The sequence below is a fragment of the Chryseobacterium urinae genome, from assembly GCF_030518295.1.
Taxonomy (GTDB): domain Bacteria; phylum Bacteroidota; class Bacteroidia; order Flavobacteriales; family Weeksellaceae; genus Chryseobacterium; species Chryseobacterium mucoviscidosis.
This window is the reverse complement of the sequence record NZ_JAULSJ010000007.1, coordinates 78,455-95,903: the sequence shown is the minus strand read 5'-3', so window position 1 is coordinate 95,903 and position 17,449 is coordinate 78,455. Positions and strand designations below refer to the sequence as shown.

Annotated in this window: 16 protein-coding genes; 6 read left to right on the top strand and 10 right to left on the bottom strand. The window is 35.3% G+C overall.

Translation table 11 applies throughout. From position 1 onward, the window contains the following. Positions 1-253: 253 nt before the first annotated feature. Positions 254-820, bottom strand: a complete 567-nt coding sequence (locus tag QWT87_RS06125; protein ID WP_302714796.1) for a hypothetical protein — start codon at positions 818-820, stop codon at positions 254-256. A 186-nt stretch (positions 821-1,006) separates the two neighbouring features. On the opposite strand from QWT87_RS06125, the gene QWT87_RS06120 reads away from it, so the two are divergent. Then, positions 1,007-1,555: a sce7726 family protein gene (locus tag QWT87_RS06120; RefSeq protein ID WP_273079228.1), complete on the top strand. Its 549-nt coding sequence runs from the start codon at positions 1,007-1,009 to the stop codon at positions 1,553-1,555. 1 nt (position 1,556) lies between these two features. Here QWT87_RS06120 and QWT87_RS06115 read toward each other — a convergent pair whose 3' ends face one another. The 5 genes from QWT87_RS06115 to QWT87_RS06095 all read right to left on the bottom strand — a co-directional run bounded on the left by QWT87_RS06115 (position 1,557) and on the right by QWT87_RS06095 (position 7,363). Continuing rightward, positions 1,557-2,567 (bottom strand): beta family protein, encoded by a 1,011-nt coding sequence (locus QWT87_RS06115; RefSeq protein ID WP_302714793.1) that lies wholly within the window; start codon positions 2,565-2,567, stop codon positions 1,557-1,559. A gap of 145 nt (positions 2,568-2,712) precedes the next feature. After that, on the bottom strand, positions 2,713-3,288 hold the full coding sequence (locus QWT87_RS06110) for a hypothetical protein (protein ID WP_302714791.1): 576 nt from the start codon (positions 3,286-3,288) through the stop codon (positions 2,713-2,715). Positions 3,289-3,441: 153 nt separating this feature from the next. Continuing rightward, a complete protein-coding gene (locus QWT87_RS06105; RefSeq protein WP_228423085.1) occupies positions 3,442-4,479 on the bottom strand; it encodes a peptidylprolyl isomerase in 1,038 nt (345 codons plus the stop codon). 81 nt (positions 4,480-4,560) lie between these two features. Then, positions 4,561-5,070 (bottom strand): FKBP-type peptidyl-prolyl cis-trans isomerase, encoded by a 510-nt coding sequence (locus QWT87_RS06100; protein WP_302714789.1) that lies wholly within the window; start codon positions 5,068-5,070, stop codon positions 4,561-4,563. A gap of 1,222 nt (positions 5,071-6,292) precedes the next feature. Further along, positions 6,293-7,363 carry a branched-chain amino acid aminotransferase gene (locus QWT87_RS06095; protein ID WP_302714787.1) on the bottom strand — a complete coding sequence of 357 codons (1,071 nt, stop codon included), beginning with the start codon at positions 7,361-7,363 and terminating at the stop codon, positions 6,293-6,295. A gap of 84 nt (positions 7,364-7,447) precedes the next feature. On the opposite strand from QWT87_RS06095, the gene mnmD reads away from it, so the two are divergent. Further along, positions 7,448-8,122, top strand: a complete 675-nt coding sequence (gene mnmD / locus QWT87_RS06090) for a tRNA (5-methylaminomethyl-2-thiouridine)(34)-methyltransferase MnmD (protein WP_302714784.1) — start codon at positions 7,448-7,450, stop codon at positions 8,120-8,122. 712 nt (positions 8,123-8,834) lie between these two features. Continuing rightward, positions 8,835-9,251, top strand: coding sequence for an NUDIX domain-containing protein (locus tag QWT87_RS06085; protein ID WP_087709834.1), 417 nt, complete (start codon positions 8,835-8,837; stop codon positions 9,249-9,251). Between the two features lie 30 nt (positions 9,252-9,281). Here the strand turns inward: QWT87_RS06085 and QWT87_RS06080 are convergent, their stop codons facing one another. Then, positions 9,282-9,986: a DUF4294 domain-containing protein gene (locus QWT87_RS06080; RefSeq protein ID WP_302714781.1), complete on the bottom strand. Its 705-nt coding sequence runs from the start codon at positions 9,984-9,986 to the stop codon at positions 9,282-9,284. Positions 9,987-10,037: 51 nt separating this feature from the next. On the opposite strand from QWT87_RS06080, the gene chrP reads away from it, so the two are divergent. The 3 genes from chrP (at position 10,038) to QWT87_RS06065 (ending at position 13,936) form a co-directional block, all read left to right on the top strand. Continuing rightward, a complete protein-coding gene (gene chrP, locus QWT87_RS06075) occupies positions 10,038-11,111 on the top strand; it encodes a chryseobasin maturation metalloprotease ChrP (protein WP_302714779.1) in 1,074 nt (357 codons plus the stop codon). 39 nt (positions 11,112-11,150) lie between these two features. Further along, positions 11,151-11,801 (top strand): ribulose-phosphate 3-epimerase, encoded by a 651-nt coding sequence (rpe, locus tag QWT87_RS06070; protein ID WP_076390423.1) that lies wholly within the window; start codon positions 11,151-11,153, stop codon positions 11,799-11,801. A 293-nt stretch (positions 11,802-12,094) separates the two neighbouring features. Then, on the top strand, positions 12,095-13,936 hold the full coding sequence (locus QWT87_RS06065) for an alpha-L-fucosidase (protein WP_302714776.1): 1,842 nt from the start codon (positions 12,095-12,097) through the stop codon (positions 13,934-13,936). A gap of 55 nt (positions 13,937-13,991) precedes the next feature. On the opposite strand, the gene QWT87_RS06060 is transcribed toward QWT87_RS06065, so the two are convergent. The 3 genes from QWT87_RS06060 to QWT87_RS06050 all read right to left on the bottom strand — a co-directional run bounded on the left by QWT87_RS06060 (position 13,992) and on the right by QWT87_RS06050 (position 16,991). Then, positions 13,992-14,408, bottom strand: a complete 417-nt coding sequence (locus tag QWT87_RS06060; protein ID WP_271161156.1) for a nucleoside-diphosphate kinase — start codon at positions 14,406-14,408, stop codon at positions 13,992-13,994. Between the two features lie 427 nt (positions 14,409-14,835). Then, on the bottom strand, positions 14,836-15,762 hold the full coding sequence (rsgA, locus tag QWT87_RS06055; RefSeq protein ID WP_087709826.1) for a ribosome small subunit-dependent GTPase A: 927 nt from the start codon (positions 15,760-15,762) through the stop codon (positions 14,836-14,838). Between the two features lie 149 nt (positions 15,763-15,911). Further along, positions 15,912-16,991, bottom strand: a complete 1,080-nt coding sequence (locus tag QWT87_RS06050; RefSeq protein ID WP_076390562.1) for a chorismate mutase — start codon at positions 16,989-16,991, stop codon at positions 15,912-15,914. Positions 16,992-17,449 lie beyond the last annotated feature (458 nt).

Below are 17,449 nucleotides of genomic sequence, written 5' to 3'. Positions count from 1 at the left end.
AAAAATCTGCGCAATCCGCGGGAGATCATTCAAAAAGATTCTTCTTTCCATAATGCTTCGCAAAATTTCAATCAGAATGACAAGCGACCGTTAAAGATGTTGGCAGACAAAAGAATTGTTGACAATCATTCATTGTTTTGTCTTTCGTTTAGTATTCGAGATGTCACTCTGAGCCTGTCGAAGAGTCTTTATAAAAAATCAGACAATGCCTTTCTGGAATTCTTCCTCAGAATGAAAAGAAAACCATTCATTACTATTCTAAATCACCATTAATTTCCCTGATTAAATCTTCCATTTCACCTCTGAAATCATCTTCAAAAACCAATGGTCTGTTGTCTGACTGAATCATATTTTTTATTTTTTCGCAGATATCTATGAGTTTTCCGATTAAAGAATTCTCTTCGGGCGATGAGATTTTTCCCATTTTCAAAATGTTGGAGAAATAATATTGCACTCCGTCGAGAACAATACGACGCTCTTTAGGATATCTCGTCTGGTAAAGCGCGCTTTCAAACAATTGTTGCAATATTTTATAAGAATCCGGTGACAGTTTTCTTTGATATTCTAAAATTCTTTCTTCTTCGTTACCTTCCGAAAGGCGGATCGCACGTTCTGCAATTTTATAAACGATGCGGTAGTTTTCTATTCCTTTTTTCCTTTCTACAAACAGAATTCTTTCGGTATCGAAAGAGGGAATTTCCAGAAAATACAGTTCTGCATACACGTCTCCCATGAGTGCATTCATGATTTTCACAAAGCTGCCGAGACTTCTATGGCTCGAACTGCTTCCGCAAGGTTCAAGATGGTTTCTTTCTAACATGGTTTTTTAGATTGAGCGGAAATTGGGGAGTGAGTTTTTCATGAGTTATTTTATATAAAAATAAGGTTTTTATTTGGGAGAAGTAGCCATAACCTTTAAATTTGCAAAACGAAAAATTACGGTAAACCGTAATTTTCACTCATAAAAACAACGTACATTTGCAACTACACTTTGAATTCTTCAACTATGAAAGATTTATGTATACGTAAGCTTCTGAAAGAAAAAGAATTAGTATCTTATATTAATGATAATAAATCTAAAGTTGTTGATGAACTTAATCTTCCAGTCGCTAAAGCTAGGATCGATATTGCTGTTATAAATGGAGCATTTCATGGATATGAAATAAAAAGTGCTTCAGATACTTTACAGAGATTACCTTCACAAATCGAGGCTTATACAAAGGTTTTTGACTATTTATCTATAGTAACGGAAAAAAAATATAGTAAAAAAATTTTAGAGTTTATTCCTAAATTCATTGGACTTATTGAATGTTGCGAAAATGATATTACAATCATTAGAAAACCTAAACTTAATAAAAACAAAGATGGTTTTTTCATTGCAAAACTTTTATGGAGAAATGAAATTATAGATATTTTAACAGAGTATCAAATTCCTTTCAAAAAAAAAGATAGAAATTGGATACTCTGCGAAATTCTTTCATCCAACTTAGATATTAAAATTCTATCTAATAACGTTAGAGAAAAATTAAAAAATAGAGTTGAATGGAAGAATTAAACTATAAAAGGCTATGAATTAAAGTCAAATGATGATTTTGACTAATTTCAACCCAGCTTGTTGCATTTCCAGTTTTCTTTTTTGGATCTTTTAAATCCTGTGAGGCATAAAAATTAATTTTTTCGTCACCCCAAGAAAAGTTTTCTCCCATATAATCATTACTATTGATTAGTCTTCCAGAAAAAGTTATGTATTGCCCATTTCCATCTCTATGGTTGCTTGATACCTCACCCCTATAAATAACATACTCTGACTCAACAGTATACTTAATACTGCAACTTCCTTGAAAGTTAGCTTCTGTATAGTAAGGATATTTTATACCATAATCAGAATATTTTATATTGTTCTGTTGTATCTGAGTAATTATTAAATTCCAAATATTCCATTCGTAACGCTGCAATCTGTAAACTCTATCTGGTGGATTAAGAGATCCTAAATTTTCTAAAAAAGATCCAGAAGCTACCACTATATTATCAAAATCCTCCGAATTAGGAATGGATTGAATTATATTTATTGCTAAAGCTGCGGAGTTGTTATAATTATTCTCATCCACCAAACCAAAATCCAATAAAATAGAAACTTGACTTTCAGATATATTTAAATAATTAAGCATTTCTGCAAGCATCCTATTAAAATTAATAAAACCTCCAATACTATTTGAGAATCTAAAACTAACTTTTTCAATCTCTCCATCTAAGAATAATCTTTCTAACAAGTCAATATATTCTGGATTTGCATTATGATTAATAACAGGAACAATATTAACATTTAAATTAACTAAATCACTAATAAAACTTCTTAAAGGTAAATTATTATTACCAAACAATGAAAAATCTAAGAATATTTCATTCCCTTCAAAGTCCCAATTTGACGCAAAAGTAATAATACTTTCAAGACTATCCGGCAATACTTGTATTATTGGAGTAAGTTGATTTTTCACAGGTTCAGATAATTTAGATAGAGCAGTCAATTCACCTGCTTTTGATAATAAAATTGGAAAATACTTCTTCATAAAATTTTATTTTAAATTATTATTTTTTTATTTGTTAAAAGTATAAATGTAAAATATAAATTCCTTACGGAAAACCGTATTTTCCCCGAATTTTCAACAAAAAAACCACCCTTTCGGATGGTTTTCAATAAATAAATTCAAAATTTTAAATTTTATCTAAAATCTTCTTCGGCAGCACTTTTACCAACTGAGACTTGTATTCATTTTCGAGGATCACAAACTTCCAGTATTTTTTGTCTTTGGAAACCGCACAGGCTTTCATATTGGCGTTGATGACGTAAGAATTTTCCTTTGCAGCATACTGTACATTGTTTTTCCCATACTTTTGAATCAGCATCGCATGAATCTTCTTTTTCATGTCTTCATTCAGGGAACCGACATTGCATTTCAGCTTGAGAAAGTAATTGACGATGGAGAAATATTCTTTGTCAATCTGTTCCGGCTTTGCAATATTCCCAAACTTAAAATCCTGAACTTCAATCTTCATAAAAGGATTGTTGTAGGTAATGTTCAGGATCTGCGTCATCTGATCTTTCGGAATCACCGTGAAAAATTTCGGATAAATGCAGTTCACCGACTGATCGATTTTCTTTGTTTTAATGGTATTCACGAAATACGACAGTGATTGTTTAATGGCTGCATCTTCCGGATTTGCCTTCGTCTGAGCAAAAGACATCAACGATAGGAACATAAACAGAAACAGGAATAATTTGGTTTTCATAATTTTAAATAGACAGTTGTTACGATTTTTAAAGAAGACGATTCTTTCGTTCTTCCTGAAATCTGTCGCAGAAGTCCGACGAATCGTTACAAACAAACGGTAACGAAAAAAGCCATCCTTTCGAACGGCTTTCAGAATATTGTAAGATTCAGATTATTTTACTTTTACAAGCTCAACATCGAAGATTAACCACGCGTTTGGCGGAATCACTCCTCCTGCTCCTCTTTCTCCGTAGCCCATTGCCGGCGGAATCAGTAAAGTAGCCGTTTCACCTTCTTTTAACAAAAGGATTCCTTCGTCCCAGCCTTTAATTACTCTTCCCATTCCGATAGGAATTTCAATAGGTTCATTTCTTTTGAAAGAAGAATCGAATTCCGATCCGTCTACCAACTTTCCTGCATAGTGTACAGAAACGTTATCCCCTGCTTTCGGAGCCTTTCCTTCTGTTGTTTTCGTGATTTTATAGTAAAGACCGGATTCTGTTTTCTGCATTCCGGCTTTCAGATCTTCAACCATTTTCTCCTGATTGGCTTTGAATTCGGCTTCCTTTTTAGCTTTTTCAGCCTCTTCTTTTGCTAAAAACGCTTTGTTGTTTTCTGCAATTTTAGCTTTTCCTTCTGTGAAGGTTTTTGCTGCATCGTAGTTTTTGTACTCGTCTCCTTTGCTGAAAACGGAAACTTTTTCCAAAACGATGTCAGTTTTAGGCTTATCCTGCGCTCCTTTTTCTACATTCGCAATCGCATCGATTACATCTTCTCCTTTTACCACTTTCCCGAAAATCGTGTGTCTTCCGTCTAACCAAGGTGTAGCCACTTCTGTGATGAAGAACTGGGAACCATTCGTATTCGGACCCGAATTCGCCATAGAAAGCACTCCTTTTCCGGTATGCTTAAGATCGTTTCTTTCGTCCTCGAATTTATATCCCGGATCTCCCATTCCTGTTCCCTGAGGATCTCCCCCCTGAATCATGAAATCTTTAATCACTCTGTGGAAAATCGTTCCGTCATAATAAGGAACCCCTTTTGCCTTCGCTTTGTTATCGATTTTTCCTTCTGCAAGACCAATAAAATTAGCCACAGTTACCGGTGCTTTTTTATCCTCGAATTTTACGATCAAATTACCTTTTGTCGTCTGAAGATTCGCATAAAGTCCGTCATTAAGACCTTCGTAAGTTTCTTTGTCTACGTTCATTTTTTTATAAATTGGTGTACAACTCATCAGCGAAACACTTGCCGCCGCCAGAATTATATTCTTGTTAAACAATTTCATGGATTATAATGCTTTTAATTTTATGATTAATGGGATGTCGTTATCTATTTTCTTCTCATCTCCGTACGTTCCATACGCCAGTGCAGACGGAACCAGAAGCGTAACTTCCTCACCGTCGTGTATAAAACGCAAAGCATCTTCTACTGCCTTCAGCTCATCAAAATGACCGAATTTGGCATCTCTTCTTGCGATCGGCTGATCGTAGATTTTCGTCTGATCAAAGTCGTACAGGTCATAAGAATAAGAGATCAGTGTATTGTCCTGTCTTCTCTGCCTTTGGTCAAAACCTTCCGTATTCGTCCAGTAATTAAGCTGTGTAGGATAAAATTTTACCGGCTGATTGCCAATCCATTCCTGAATATGGTATCTTTCCTGTGCATTCAGATTTTTCATCCTGTTTTTGGAAACATCCAGATCGTTCTTGCTGAGAACACCGCCAACGGGAGGATGAGTCTGCGTATTTTTGCTGCAGCTCAGTAAACCCAATATCGATATGAAGAGTATTTTTTTCATAAACTTTTGCGAAAATACACATTTCGGGAATCAATTACAAAACTTCAGGAACTTATTGAATTAAAAACTGTGACAATTTCCCTGTCTTCCTAAGTGTGAAACCGTCGAAGGATTATGATGTAAATTTCCACTGCTTTTGAAAGGATTTTTATTTTTAAGGAGCTTTATCGCGCTTTCCGCACTCGCTATTTTTTTAGTTTACGGCGCGGCTTCGCCGCGCCGTAAACTAAAAAAAATGAGCTCAGACAATTGCTCCAATCCCGGCTAGAATTGCAGACATTTCTTACAATAGGCAAACAAGCACAGCTTGTTATGTGCAGATTTTTCTACTTAATCATCTGCTAAATTTGCAAAATCTGCGAGAGATAATAATCATGCAGCTTGTCATCCTGAAAGGATCTAAGCAACGAAAGATCAATAAATAAAACATTCAGAAACGAGCTCTTCGACAGGCTCAGAGTGACACTGCGAATACTAAACGAAAGACAAAACAATGAATAATTGTTAACAATTCTTTTTATCTCCCAAAATCTTTAACAATCCCATCTCATTCTGGATGAAATTTTGCGAAGCATTATGGAATGAAGAATCTTTTGAATTATCTCCCGCAGATTGTGCAGATTACGCAGATTTTTTTTCAATATAAAATTGTTTATCCTTTTTTAAATGTTTTAACTGCGTTTTTGTCATCCTGAAAGGCTTTCAACGATACATTGACAACTTTGTTCAGATGCTTTCAGCATGACAAACATACTGCAAATAAATCACCCTTCAATTGTTCAGAAAGTTATTTTACTTTTTGGTTTCTGGCAGATTGTGCGGATTTTTTCTACTTAATCATCTGCTAAATTTGCAAAATCTGCGGGAGATGATAATCATGCAGATTGTCATCCTGAAAGGATCTAAGCAAAGTATAATCTATGAATTTTAAAAACAGCGATAAATAAGACATTCGGAATAAAAAACTCTGTGGAGTTTTATCTGTGTAGAAATCATATTTAGGCTTACGTTCGGCGTTCCGTAGGAACGCTATCTTTAGAAAATTAATTGAGAATTATAGATATCAATCCTATGGATTGATTGATAAACTTATTCTTATTTCTACACAGATTCTGCTCCTAAAGGAGCAACCATCTTCACTTCAAACTACTTAACTGATAAAAATTTAAAACAAAAAGCCGGAAAAAATTTCCGGCTTTACAATATCTAACGTTTAAAAAAATTAAACTGTTTCCAATACGTGGTCTACTAAAACTCTCCATCCGAAAGGATCGTCTGAAAGGTTTGTCTGAAGATTCACAAGATCGTTTTTCAAAGTAACGGCGAAGCTTTCTTCGTCTGATAATCTTGACAATTCAAGCTTTTCTCCTTTGTAACCTAAAGCCTGGAAAACGGTAGTTACCACCGCTGTTCCTACTCCCCAAACTTCTTTTAAAGTTCCGTTTTTCTGAGCTTCTATAACGTCCAGCACTTTAATAGGTTCTACTTTTACTTCAATTCCTCTTTTCTTTGCTAACTGAATAAAGCTGTCTCTGGTAACTCCATCAAGGATTTTTTCTGAAGTCGGAGGCGTAAAAATAGTATCGTTGATTCTTACAAAAACGTTCATCGTACCGCTCTCTTCGAAATATTCGTGAGTGGCATCATCTGTCCAGATAATTTGCTCATATCCTTCTTCAATTGCCAACTGAGTCGGATAGAAAGAAGCCGCATAGTTTCCGGCAGCTTTCGCAGAACCTACTCCACCGCTTGCCGCTCTTGAATAATGGTCTGAAATTTTTACAGAAACAGGTTCTGTATAATACATCTTTGCAGGAGTTGCAACGATCGCGAACATATATTTATTGGCAACTCTCGCCTTCAATGCTTCTTCAGTAGCGAAAATCAATGGTCTGATGTACAAAGACATACCTTCTCCGGAAGGAATCCATTCTCTGTCGATATCCACCAATGCTTTTAGTCCGTCCAAAAACATTTCTTCCGTTATTTCCGGCATGGCAAGACGTTTTGCCGACTTATTGATACGTTCAAAATTCTTTTCGGGCCTGAAAAGGAAAACCTGTCCGTCTTTGTCTTTATAGGCTTTCATGCCTTCAAAACAAGCCTGTCCGTAATTTACACCCATCATTGCCGGTGTAAATGCCAAAGGACCATAAGGAACCAATTTTACATCACCCCATTTTCCGTTTTCGTACTCACAGATGATCATATGATCGATAAAAGTATTTCCGAATGAAAAATTGTTTGGGTCGAATGTAGAAATTCTTGAGTTTTCAGTTTTTTGAATTATCATTTCTAAAATTTTTTATGAGGTTCTACAAATTTAACATAATTTTCTAAATATAAAAATTTTAGAGTAAATTTGTAAAAAAATAGCTTGAAAAGAGAAATTAAGACCACAAACGACGGAAGTAAAACTTTGTTTATCAATGATTTAAATGAAAACTATCATTCACACCATGGTGCATTACAGGAAGCTGAACATGTGTTTATCAAAAATGGATTAAATCTGATAAATGATTACGAAATTAATATTTTAGAACTCGGTTTTGGAACAGGTTTGAATGTTTTGGTAACAATTAATGAATATTTAAAAACTGACAAAAATCATATCATCAACTATTTTACCCTTGAAAAATACCCCATAAATGAATCGGAAATTAACGATTTAGCCTATTTTGAGCTTTTCGATAACCCCGAATTCAAAAATATTTATCAAAAAATTCATCTGGCAGAATGGGAAAAGTCAGAAGAAATCATTAGTGGTTTCAACTTAAAAAAGATAGAATGTGATTTTTTTGATCTGAAGAATATCGATTTACCCGCAATAAATCTGGTATATTACGATTGTTTCGGAGCAAGAGTACAGCCCGATCTCTGGGAAAAGCCTCTTTTTGAAATGGTTGCTGATAAAATGGCTGTTAACGGATTATTAACAACCTACTCTTCGAAAGGAAGCGTGAGAAGAATTCTTCAGGAACTGAATTTTAACGTTGAAAAAAAACAGGGACCTCCGGGAAAAAGAGAGATGATTAACGCGGTGAAGTTGTAAGGAAGGGAGAAAGAAGATGGAAGCTTGAGGCTGGAAGATGGAGGTTTTACTACTTGATGTTTTATATTCTTTAAAGTTTTGAATGTATACCTTATTATATATATTGAATATCCGTTAAACAACCTATTACTTTGCACTGATATGAAAATCAATTATTTATAACAGGCACTTCGACAAGCTCAGTGTGACACCTCTAATACTAAACGCTTGATTTCTAGCGATGTCAAGCTGAGCCTGTCGAAGCTTTAGGTTAATAAACGGACAATCAATTCTTTATATATATCTTTTTTTATTTAATGATTATTTTTTATTTATTTAAAAATAAAATTATTTTTGAATGTCCGCTTAATGACCTAAACCAATATTTAAACCACTTTTGAGATGAAATTGAGAACTTCATCAAAGTGTAACTTGTTGATTTTTGTGATTTTAAAATTTACAAAACTTTTCAATTTTTCAAAAAAACACTCATTAGGCAAATAAACGGACATTCATTTATATATTGAAGTTTTTTTAATTCATTCTAAAAGTTTGTCATTCCAGAGGAATCTAAACATCACATTCGGTAAAAAACCGGAAAAATTTGCTTCCTGATGCATTTGAGTATGTAAATCTAAGGTTTAAAAAAAAATTATAATCAGTCGTAAACTTCCAGATTCTGTCTTCCGGCATCCGACAAATTTCCTTAAATTAGCTATACAAATTATTATATATGATAGATAAGATCAACATTAGAGTTTACGCCTGTGCAGTAAAGGATAAAAAAGTTCTTACTTTATTTGAAGAATATGCAGGTGAACCTTTAATGAAATTTCCGGGTGGCGGACTGGAGTTTGGAGAAGGATTAATAGATTGTCTGCATCGTGAATTCGATGAAGAGCTGAATGTAAAAATAGAAGTTGTGGAACATTTTTATACGCAGGAAGATTTTCTGGTTTCGCGTTTCAGAGAAAATGAACAGCTTCTTACCATATATTATATTGTAAACATTATTGACGAAGGCGATTTCCTGATTCTCGATCCCTGCATTGAAAAAACAGAATGGATTGAGATCGACAGACCGGACAATCCGTTTCCGTTGCCCATCGACAAAATTGTTTTTGATAAATTAAAAGAAAAATTCCTGTAAGATCGTTACAGGAATTTTTTATGATTGATATTATTTGTAGACTTTAAAGCTGCTCGCTCCGGAATAAGGCTGAAGATAACCTGAATCCCAATTAGACTGAAGCAGGGATTCCAGATATTCGTCGGTTCTGTTTTTGTGCGGATCGTAGGGATCTTTAAGATCAATATCTGCCATTTTTCCTTTTACATTCCACCAGAATGCACTCCATCCTCCTCTTAATTCTTTAATGATTTCGTAAACATTTTTTCCGGTTGCTCTGTTCATCAGTTTGGCAAAGACCTGTCCTTCTGTTGTCGTAAGATCTCTGAGCTGTTTTTCATACTGGTCGGCTAGAATATTCTGTCGGTCTCTGATGTATTTTCGTTTTGCCTTACTGTCCATATTCGTCATTTCCCCCTGAATATCTCTGTATTGCTGTAAAGCAGTTAAAAACAACGGATATACTCTGTAAAGTTTTTTATTTAAGAAATAATAATAGTTCCTATCCAGCTGATTATTGAATTTCGGTTTATTCAGCAAAACCAGCTCATCCATTACCACGACGGTTTCCCCGTTAATTTCATAGATCCTTGCTTTCTGCCTTTCATCATAGAAATATTTATTGCCGAATTCATCTGTTTTCAACAGTTCTGCAGGGTACTGACTTAAAGGTTTCGCAATGACGGAATCCCTCTGAGCCGAAATACTGACTCCAAAAAAGAAGAGAAAAAGACAAATAATCTTACTAAAATTCATTATTTTTACGCGTATTAGAACAAAAATTGAACGCAAAAATCATTCCTTTTTATGAAATTTGAAAAGAAATCTTTAAAATTTTTAGAAAAATATTTAAACACTTCATCTCCGACTGGTTACGAATACGAGGGACAGAAGATCTGGATGGACTACATTAAGCCTTATGTAGACAAAATTGAAGTGGATCATTACGGAACCTGCTACGGAATCATTAATCCTGAAGCAGAATTTAAAGTGGTGATTGAAGCGCATGCTGATGAAATTTCTTGGTATGTAAATTATATTACAGACGACGGATTAATCTACGTGATCCGAAACGGAGGTTCTGATCAGACAATTGCTCCGTCTAAAGTGGTTCATATCCACGGTGAAAACGGAATTGTAAAAGGCGTTTTCGGATGGCCTGCAATCCACACAAGAGCCAACCAGAATGAGCCTACTCCGAAAATTGAAAATATCTTCATCGATTGTGGTGCAACTTCCAAAAAAGAAGTGGAAGAAATGGGAATTTATGTAGGATGCATGATTACCTACCCCGATGAATTCTTCGAAATGAATGACCGTTATTTCGTTTGCAGGGCGTTAGACAACAGAATCGGTGGTTTTATGATTGCTGAAGTGGCAAGACTTTTAAAGGAAAATAAAAAAACAATTCCGTTCGGATTATACATTACCAATTCCGTTCAGGAAGAAGTAGGTTTGTATGGAGCAGATATGATTGCAGATACTATCAAACCTAATATTGCGATCGTGACAGACGTTACGCACGATACCACCACTCCGATGATCGAAAAGAAAAAAGAAGGCGACCAGAAATGCGGAGACGGACCGGTGGTTTTCTTCGCACCAAGCATTCATCACACCATTAGAGAATTAATTATCGACACCGCAAAAACAAAGAAAATTCCTTTCCAGAGAGCAGCAGCGAGCCGCGCTACGGGAACAGACACCGACGCTTTCGCGCATTCTAACGGCGGCGTTCCGAGTGCATTAATTTCTTTACCTTTGCGTTATATGCATACCACAGTGGAAATGGTTTCCAAAGAAGACGTAGGAAATGTAATCCAACTGATCTACGAAACACTTCTGAGAATTCAGCCGGAAATGAAACTGAAGTATCATTAACAGAAGTTAAAAGAGACAAGTTAAAAGTAAAAAGTAAAAATGAAAACGAAGCTTATTGCTCCATCCCTTTTATCCGCAGACTTCGGGAACCTGCAAAGAGACATCGAAATGCTGAACAATTCTCAGGCAGACTGGTTTCACGTAGATGTAATGGACGGAAGATTTGTTCCGAATATTTCGTTCGGATTTCCGGTAATGAAAACCGTTCAGCAGCACGCCAAAAAATTTGTAGATGTGCATCTGATGATTGTAGAGCCTGAAAAATATGTGGAAGAATTCATCAATCACGGAGCAGATCTTGTATCGGTGCATTACGAAGCGTGTACTCACCTTCACAGAACGATTCATCATATTCAGAGTCTGGGTGCAAAAGCCGGTGTTGTGCTAAATCCTTCCACTCCGGTTCTGATGCTGGAAGATATTATTGCAGACGTAGATCTTGTTTTGCTGATGAGTGTAAATCCGGGATTCGGAGGACAGAAATTCATCGAAAATACCTACAAGAAGATTGCGGAAACGAAAGACTTAATTTTAAGCAACAATTCTACCGCTTTAATTGAAATCGACGGTGGTGTAAATATCGACAACGCCTCTAAACTTTTCGAAGCAGGAGCCGATGTTCTGGTTGCAGGAAATGCAGTTTTCTCAGCAGAAAATCCGGAAAGAACGATCGAATTACTGAAAATTTAATTTCATTTAAATACAAACAAAAAGGCAACTCCGTTGAGTTGCCTTTCTTCTTAATGAAAATCTGAGCCTTTAATGGTTATTAGTTTTGAAGAGTTTAATGCTTAAATTTTCCTTCTCTAATGCTGATGTAAAGATGGCAATAAATGAGGACAAAAACATCCGTAAAAACACGGAATTTTAATCTCGGTATTTCTACTTAACCCCGAAGAACAGCAAGGTTTTAATCATCCAATAATAAATACAGCAGCTTTTTAAAGTTCTTTTAAGTATTTTTAGATCACAAAAAGAAAAAAATGAAAGGGAAATTAATCGGCATATTGTCTTTAGGTCTGGTTTTATCTTCAGGAAAATATTTTGCACAAAATCAGCCTCAGGAAAATCAAAAAATGGAATGGTTTCAGGATGCCAAACTCGGAATATTTATTCACTGGGGAATTTATTCTGTGAACGGAATTCCGGAATCATGGGCTTTTTTCAATAATTACATCAGCCATGAAAATTATATGAAACAGCTCAAAGGTTTTTCAGCTTCAAAATATAATCCTGATGAATGGGTAAAGCTGATTAAAAATTCCGGCGCAAAATACGCCGTGATTACTACAAAACATCATGATGGTGTTGCGCTTTGGGATTCAAAAGCTGAAAAATCGACCACCATTCCTAAAAATTCTTTAGCCAAAAAAGATGTTCTTTCTCCGTTTATCTCTGCATTAAAAAATTGCGGACTGAAAACCGGACTTTACTATTCTCTTCCCGACTGGAGCCATCCTTATTACGACATCAATACCCGGACAAAAAAACGTTACGAAATTAAAAATGATCCGAAACGCTGGGAAAATTTTGTCACCTATTATCAGAATCAATTAAATGAACTTTCTTCACAATTGAAACCTGATCTTCTGTGGTTCGACGGAGATTGGGAACACTCATCAGAAGAATGGCGCGCTCCAAAAACTTTGGAAAATCTGAAAAAATTCAATCCGGACATTATCGTTAATTCAAGACTGAAAAATCATGGGGACTACGAAACTCCGGAACAGGGAATTCCTGTGGTAAAACCTCAAAGCAATTACTGGGAACTTTGCTACACCATGAATGATTCATGGGGATTTCAGCCCTTCGATAACCACTACAAAACTCCGAATATGATCGTAAGAACTTTGGCGGATGTAATTAATATGGGCGGAAATCTACTGTTGGATATCGCTCCGAAAGAAGACGGAACCATTCCGGAACAGCAGGTTGAAATTTTAAAGAATTTGGCAAGATGGACAACAAAAAATTCCGAAGCCATTTATGGAACAACAAGAGGTTTGCCATTCGACAATTATAAAGGAAAATCTGCATTTTCAAAAGACCGGAAAAAATTATTTCTCTATCTTGAAGAAGCCAAAGACTTTGTAAAAATATACGGTTTAATGACCAATATTATTTCTGCCAGAATTCTTGGAGACGATAAAGCGAAGATTGATATTAAAAGTAACGGTAATGGAGATTTCACTTTCAATTTTTCCCATGTAAAATTTGATCAGGACGTCACCGTTGTTGAAATATCGATTGACGAACCTATGATCAGAGTACAAAATGATAAGCCTAATTTATCTCTTTCTGAAGCTTTAGAAAATAAAAATACGAAACCGGCAGTCTATGAAATTGCAGAACAGCTTCATTCGGGAAATAACATCTTCAAAAATTCAGGTTTAACAGAGGACGGAATGGAAATGAAACTTCCCAAAACCGGCAAAACCAATCCCGAAATTCTAAACTGGATCAGCAAACACGCAGAAGCACTTTATGAAACCGGAAAAGGTCTTCCAGAAGGTCATTTTTCAGGAAACTCCGTACTTTCCAAAGACAGACAGACCCTTTATCTTTTTGTGGAAGGAATTCCGACCGGACCGATTGCTCTGAAAGGTATTAAAAACGAAATTGCCCGAATCCGTATTGTGGGTGAAGGAACTTTATTAAGCCATGAAATGTACAATAAGCTTTACTGGAGTGAGGTTCCGGGAATTATTTATATTGACGTACCCAAAGAGAAACTGGATAAAAATCTAACTGTTATTACCGTTCTTCTTGATAAACCGCTCGAATTATACCGTGAAAAAGTTGGCGCAATTGAAAGCAATCTGTAAAAAAAACAAAATCCGAAGAAGTTTCTCCGGATTTTTTATTTTGAAATGATTTTTCTTAGAAAATTTCTCTTCCTGAAAAATGGAATTTTGCTTCGATAAGAGCGTTTTCGTCAGAGTCAGAACCGTGAACAGCGTTTTCTCCGATGCTTCTTGCAAACATTTTTCTGATTGTCCCTTCTGCAGCTTCAGCAGGATTAGTAGAACCGATTAAAGTTCTGAAATCTTCTACTGCATTCTCTTTTTCAAGAACAGCAGCAACGATAGGTCCAGAGCTCATGAAATCTACCAATTCTCCGTAGAATGGTCTTTCAGCGTGAACTTCATAGAATTTTTTTGCATCTGCAACAGTAAGTTGAGTCAATTTCATAGCTTTGATTTTGAAACCACCTTCTGCGATCTTTCCTAATATAGCACCGATATGTCCGTCTGCAACTGCATCTGGCTTAATCATAGTGAATGTAATGTTAGACATAAATGTATATTTTTTTAATGGCGCAAAAATACAAAAAATTCTTTTGATTTTAATTTTAAAATATTTTTAACATAAAAATAACATTTGTTAAGGTTTCATGAACAAAACTTTGGCACAGTAATTGTTTATTTTATTATGATTCTCATGTTTAATTTGAGTTTTCATGGTTATTAGTTTTTACCCAGCTTCGGCTGGGTTTTTTATTGCCCGTAATTCCCCAAAAACTACGCCTAACTTCAAGATTTTTAAATAATTAAACTTATGTTTAAATTTTTACAGGCTGAATATTAAGGTTTATTCATCTTAAATTCAGATTTAATACTGAATTAAAATGACAAGAAACGTTTTACCAAAGCAAGAATTTTTGGCACAAAAAATATTCATCAAAACCATATAATGATGAAGAAATGATCGTAGAAGGTTAAAATTATTTTTGAGAAGCTTCTTCCGCCTCTTCCATTAATTTAATATAGGTAGAATATCTTGAATGCTGAATTTCTCCGGTTTCCAGACCATCGATTACCGCGCATTTCGGTTCATTGATATGAAGACAGTTGTGGTATTTGCATTCTTCCCTTTTTTTGAAAATTTCAGGAAAATAATGCTGAACCTCTTCTTTTTCGATGTCGATCATGGCAAATTCACGAACTCCGGGTGTATCGATTACGTTACCGCCAAAATCCCAGAAATGCATCTGTGCAAAAGTTGTGGTGTGTTTACCTTTTAAATGCGTATCGGAAATTTCAGAAGTTTTCAGGTTAAGTCCCGGCTGCAAAGCATTCACCAAAGTAGACTTTCCACAACCTGAATGTCCGAAGAAAACAGATGTTTTATCTTTCAGCAATTCCTGAAGCTGTTCCAGATTTAATTTTGAATAGGAAGAAATTTCCAGAGCATCATAGCCGATTTCATTGTAAAGAAACTCAATATCTTTTACGATCTCAATTTCTTCTTCATGAAGAACATCAATTTTGTTGAATAAAATCAAGGGAGTAATATTGTAGGCTTCGCAACACGCCAGAAAACGGTCTAGAAATCCAAGGGAAGTTTCAGGATGTTTTAATGTGAAAATAAAGCATGCAAGATCGATATTTGAAGCAATGATGTGTGCTTCTTTTGAAAGGTTTACAGATTTTCGGATGAGATAATTCCTGCGGGGCTCGATCTTTGTAATCCACGCAATATCATCCTGTTCCAGTTGAAATTCTACAAAATCTCCAACAGCAAGCGGATTGGTAAGTCGTGTTTTAATCAATTTAAATTTTCCGCGAATTCTTGCTTCGAAGATTTTCCCGGTTTCCATTTCCAAAACCTGATACCAGCTTCCTGTAGATTTAATGATTTTTCCTTTCATACTGTAAGATGCTACAAATATAGGAAATTTAGTTTGAGTGTTTTTAAAGTTTTAGAGCCGGAGAGCTTTTATAAAAGTCATCTAATTACTTTTTCACTCTCCAACTCTAATACTCTCCCACTCTAAAACTCTCTGACTCTAAAACCAGATTATCTGTTAATCATAATGCTGTTCTGAACCTCGATAGACTCTTCGTGGATCGCTTTGAATACTTTTTCTATGAATTCTTTCGTCATTCCGGTCTCAACAGCTTTTTGAGTTGCGTATTCTGTAATTTCTTTCCAACGTTCCGGCTGGAAGATGGCAATATCATTTTCTTTTTTAAGCTTTCCAATTTTCTCAGAAATTTTCATTCTTTGCGCAAGCATTTCAATCAGTTGAAAATCAATATCAGAAATTAACGTTCTGTGTCTTCCCATTTCTCCTTCAAATCCTGCCAATCCTGAATTTCTCACCTTTAAGTTCCCGATTAATTCTGCCAGAACTTCCGGTGTAATCTGTTGTGCAGCATCACTCCAGGCTTCATCCGGATTGCTGTGTGTTTCTATAATGGCACCTTGGTAACCTACGTTTAAAGCTTCCTGCGTAATGTCTGCCAAACCAGTTCTGTTTCCGCAGATGTGTGAAGGGTCGATCAGCATCGGGATATTTGGGAACTGGCTTTTAAAATCCAAAGCAATTTGCCAGTTTGGATTGTTTCTGTATTTTGTTTTCTGGTACGTAGAAAATCCTCTGTGAATAACTCCCAAGTTGGTAATTCCCTGACCTAAAAGTCTTTCCAAAGCTCCGATCCACAAAGCAAGATCCGGATTTACAGGATTTTTCACCAACACGGTTTTGTCTGTTCCTCTCAATGCCTGTGCAATTTCCTGAACGGTAAAAGGATTTACCGTAGAACGCGCCCCGATCCAAAGAATGTCTACATCTGCTTCCAAAGCTGCAAAAACGTGGTGTGCATTGGCAACTTCTGTCGCTGTTTTAAAACCGTATTCTTCCTTCACTTTTTTCAGCCAGTTCAGACCGATTACTCCTACTCCTTCAAATCCGTTCGGTTTTGTACGCGGCTTCCAGATTCCTGCACGGAAAACCGGAACATTGGCATTGGTTTCCCTGATTCTTTTTGCAATTTCCAGCATCTGTGCTTCACTTTCTGCACTGCATGGTCCTGCAATCATCATGGGCTGCTGGAATTCATTAATCCATTCGTTTTTTAAGTCTTTTAAATTCATATTTTTAATTTTACTATTATCGTTATTGTTCATATTCAAACACAAAAAAGCATTATAAAATTACTTTATAATTCTTTCTAAAAAATGCCGTTAAAATTTTTTAAAGGAATCAGGAAATAAGAAGAAATCTATAATTCCTGTAGATTTTTTTGAAAGAAATTTATACTAGCAGTACCAATAATAAAATCGATAATACGTTCTGAAATTTCTAAAATACGGAAAAGAAAAGCCAAATTGTCCGCTAAAGAATTCAGCAGGAGCAAATACAGATTGATATGACTTTATTAATTTTTCCAAAATAAACTATCTATTTCTAGATTTTCTGTTTACATTTTAACTGAAAAAGCTGCGTTTTGTTTTTCAATTATCTGACAAATATATAAATTTTATTTAAAAAAGAGTTTCATGTACCCTATTTTTTTAAAATAAAAATTGTGAAACTTTTTCTTAAAGATTTT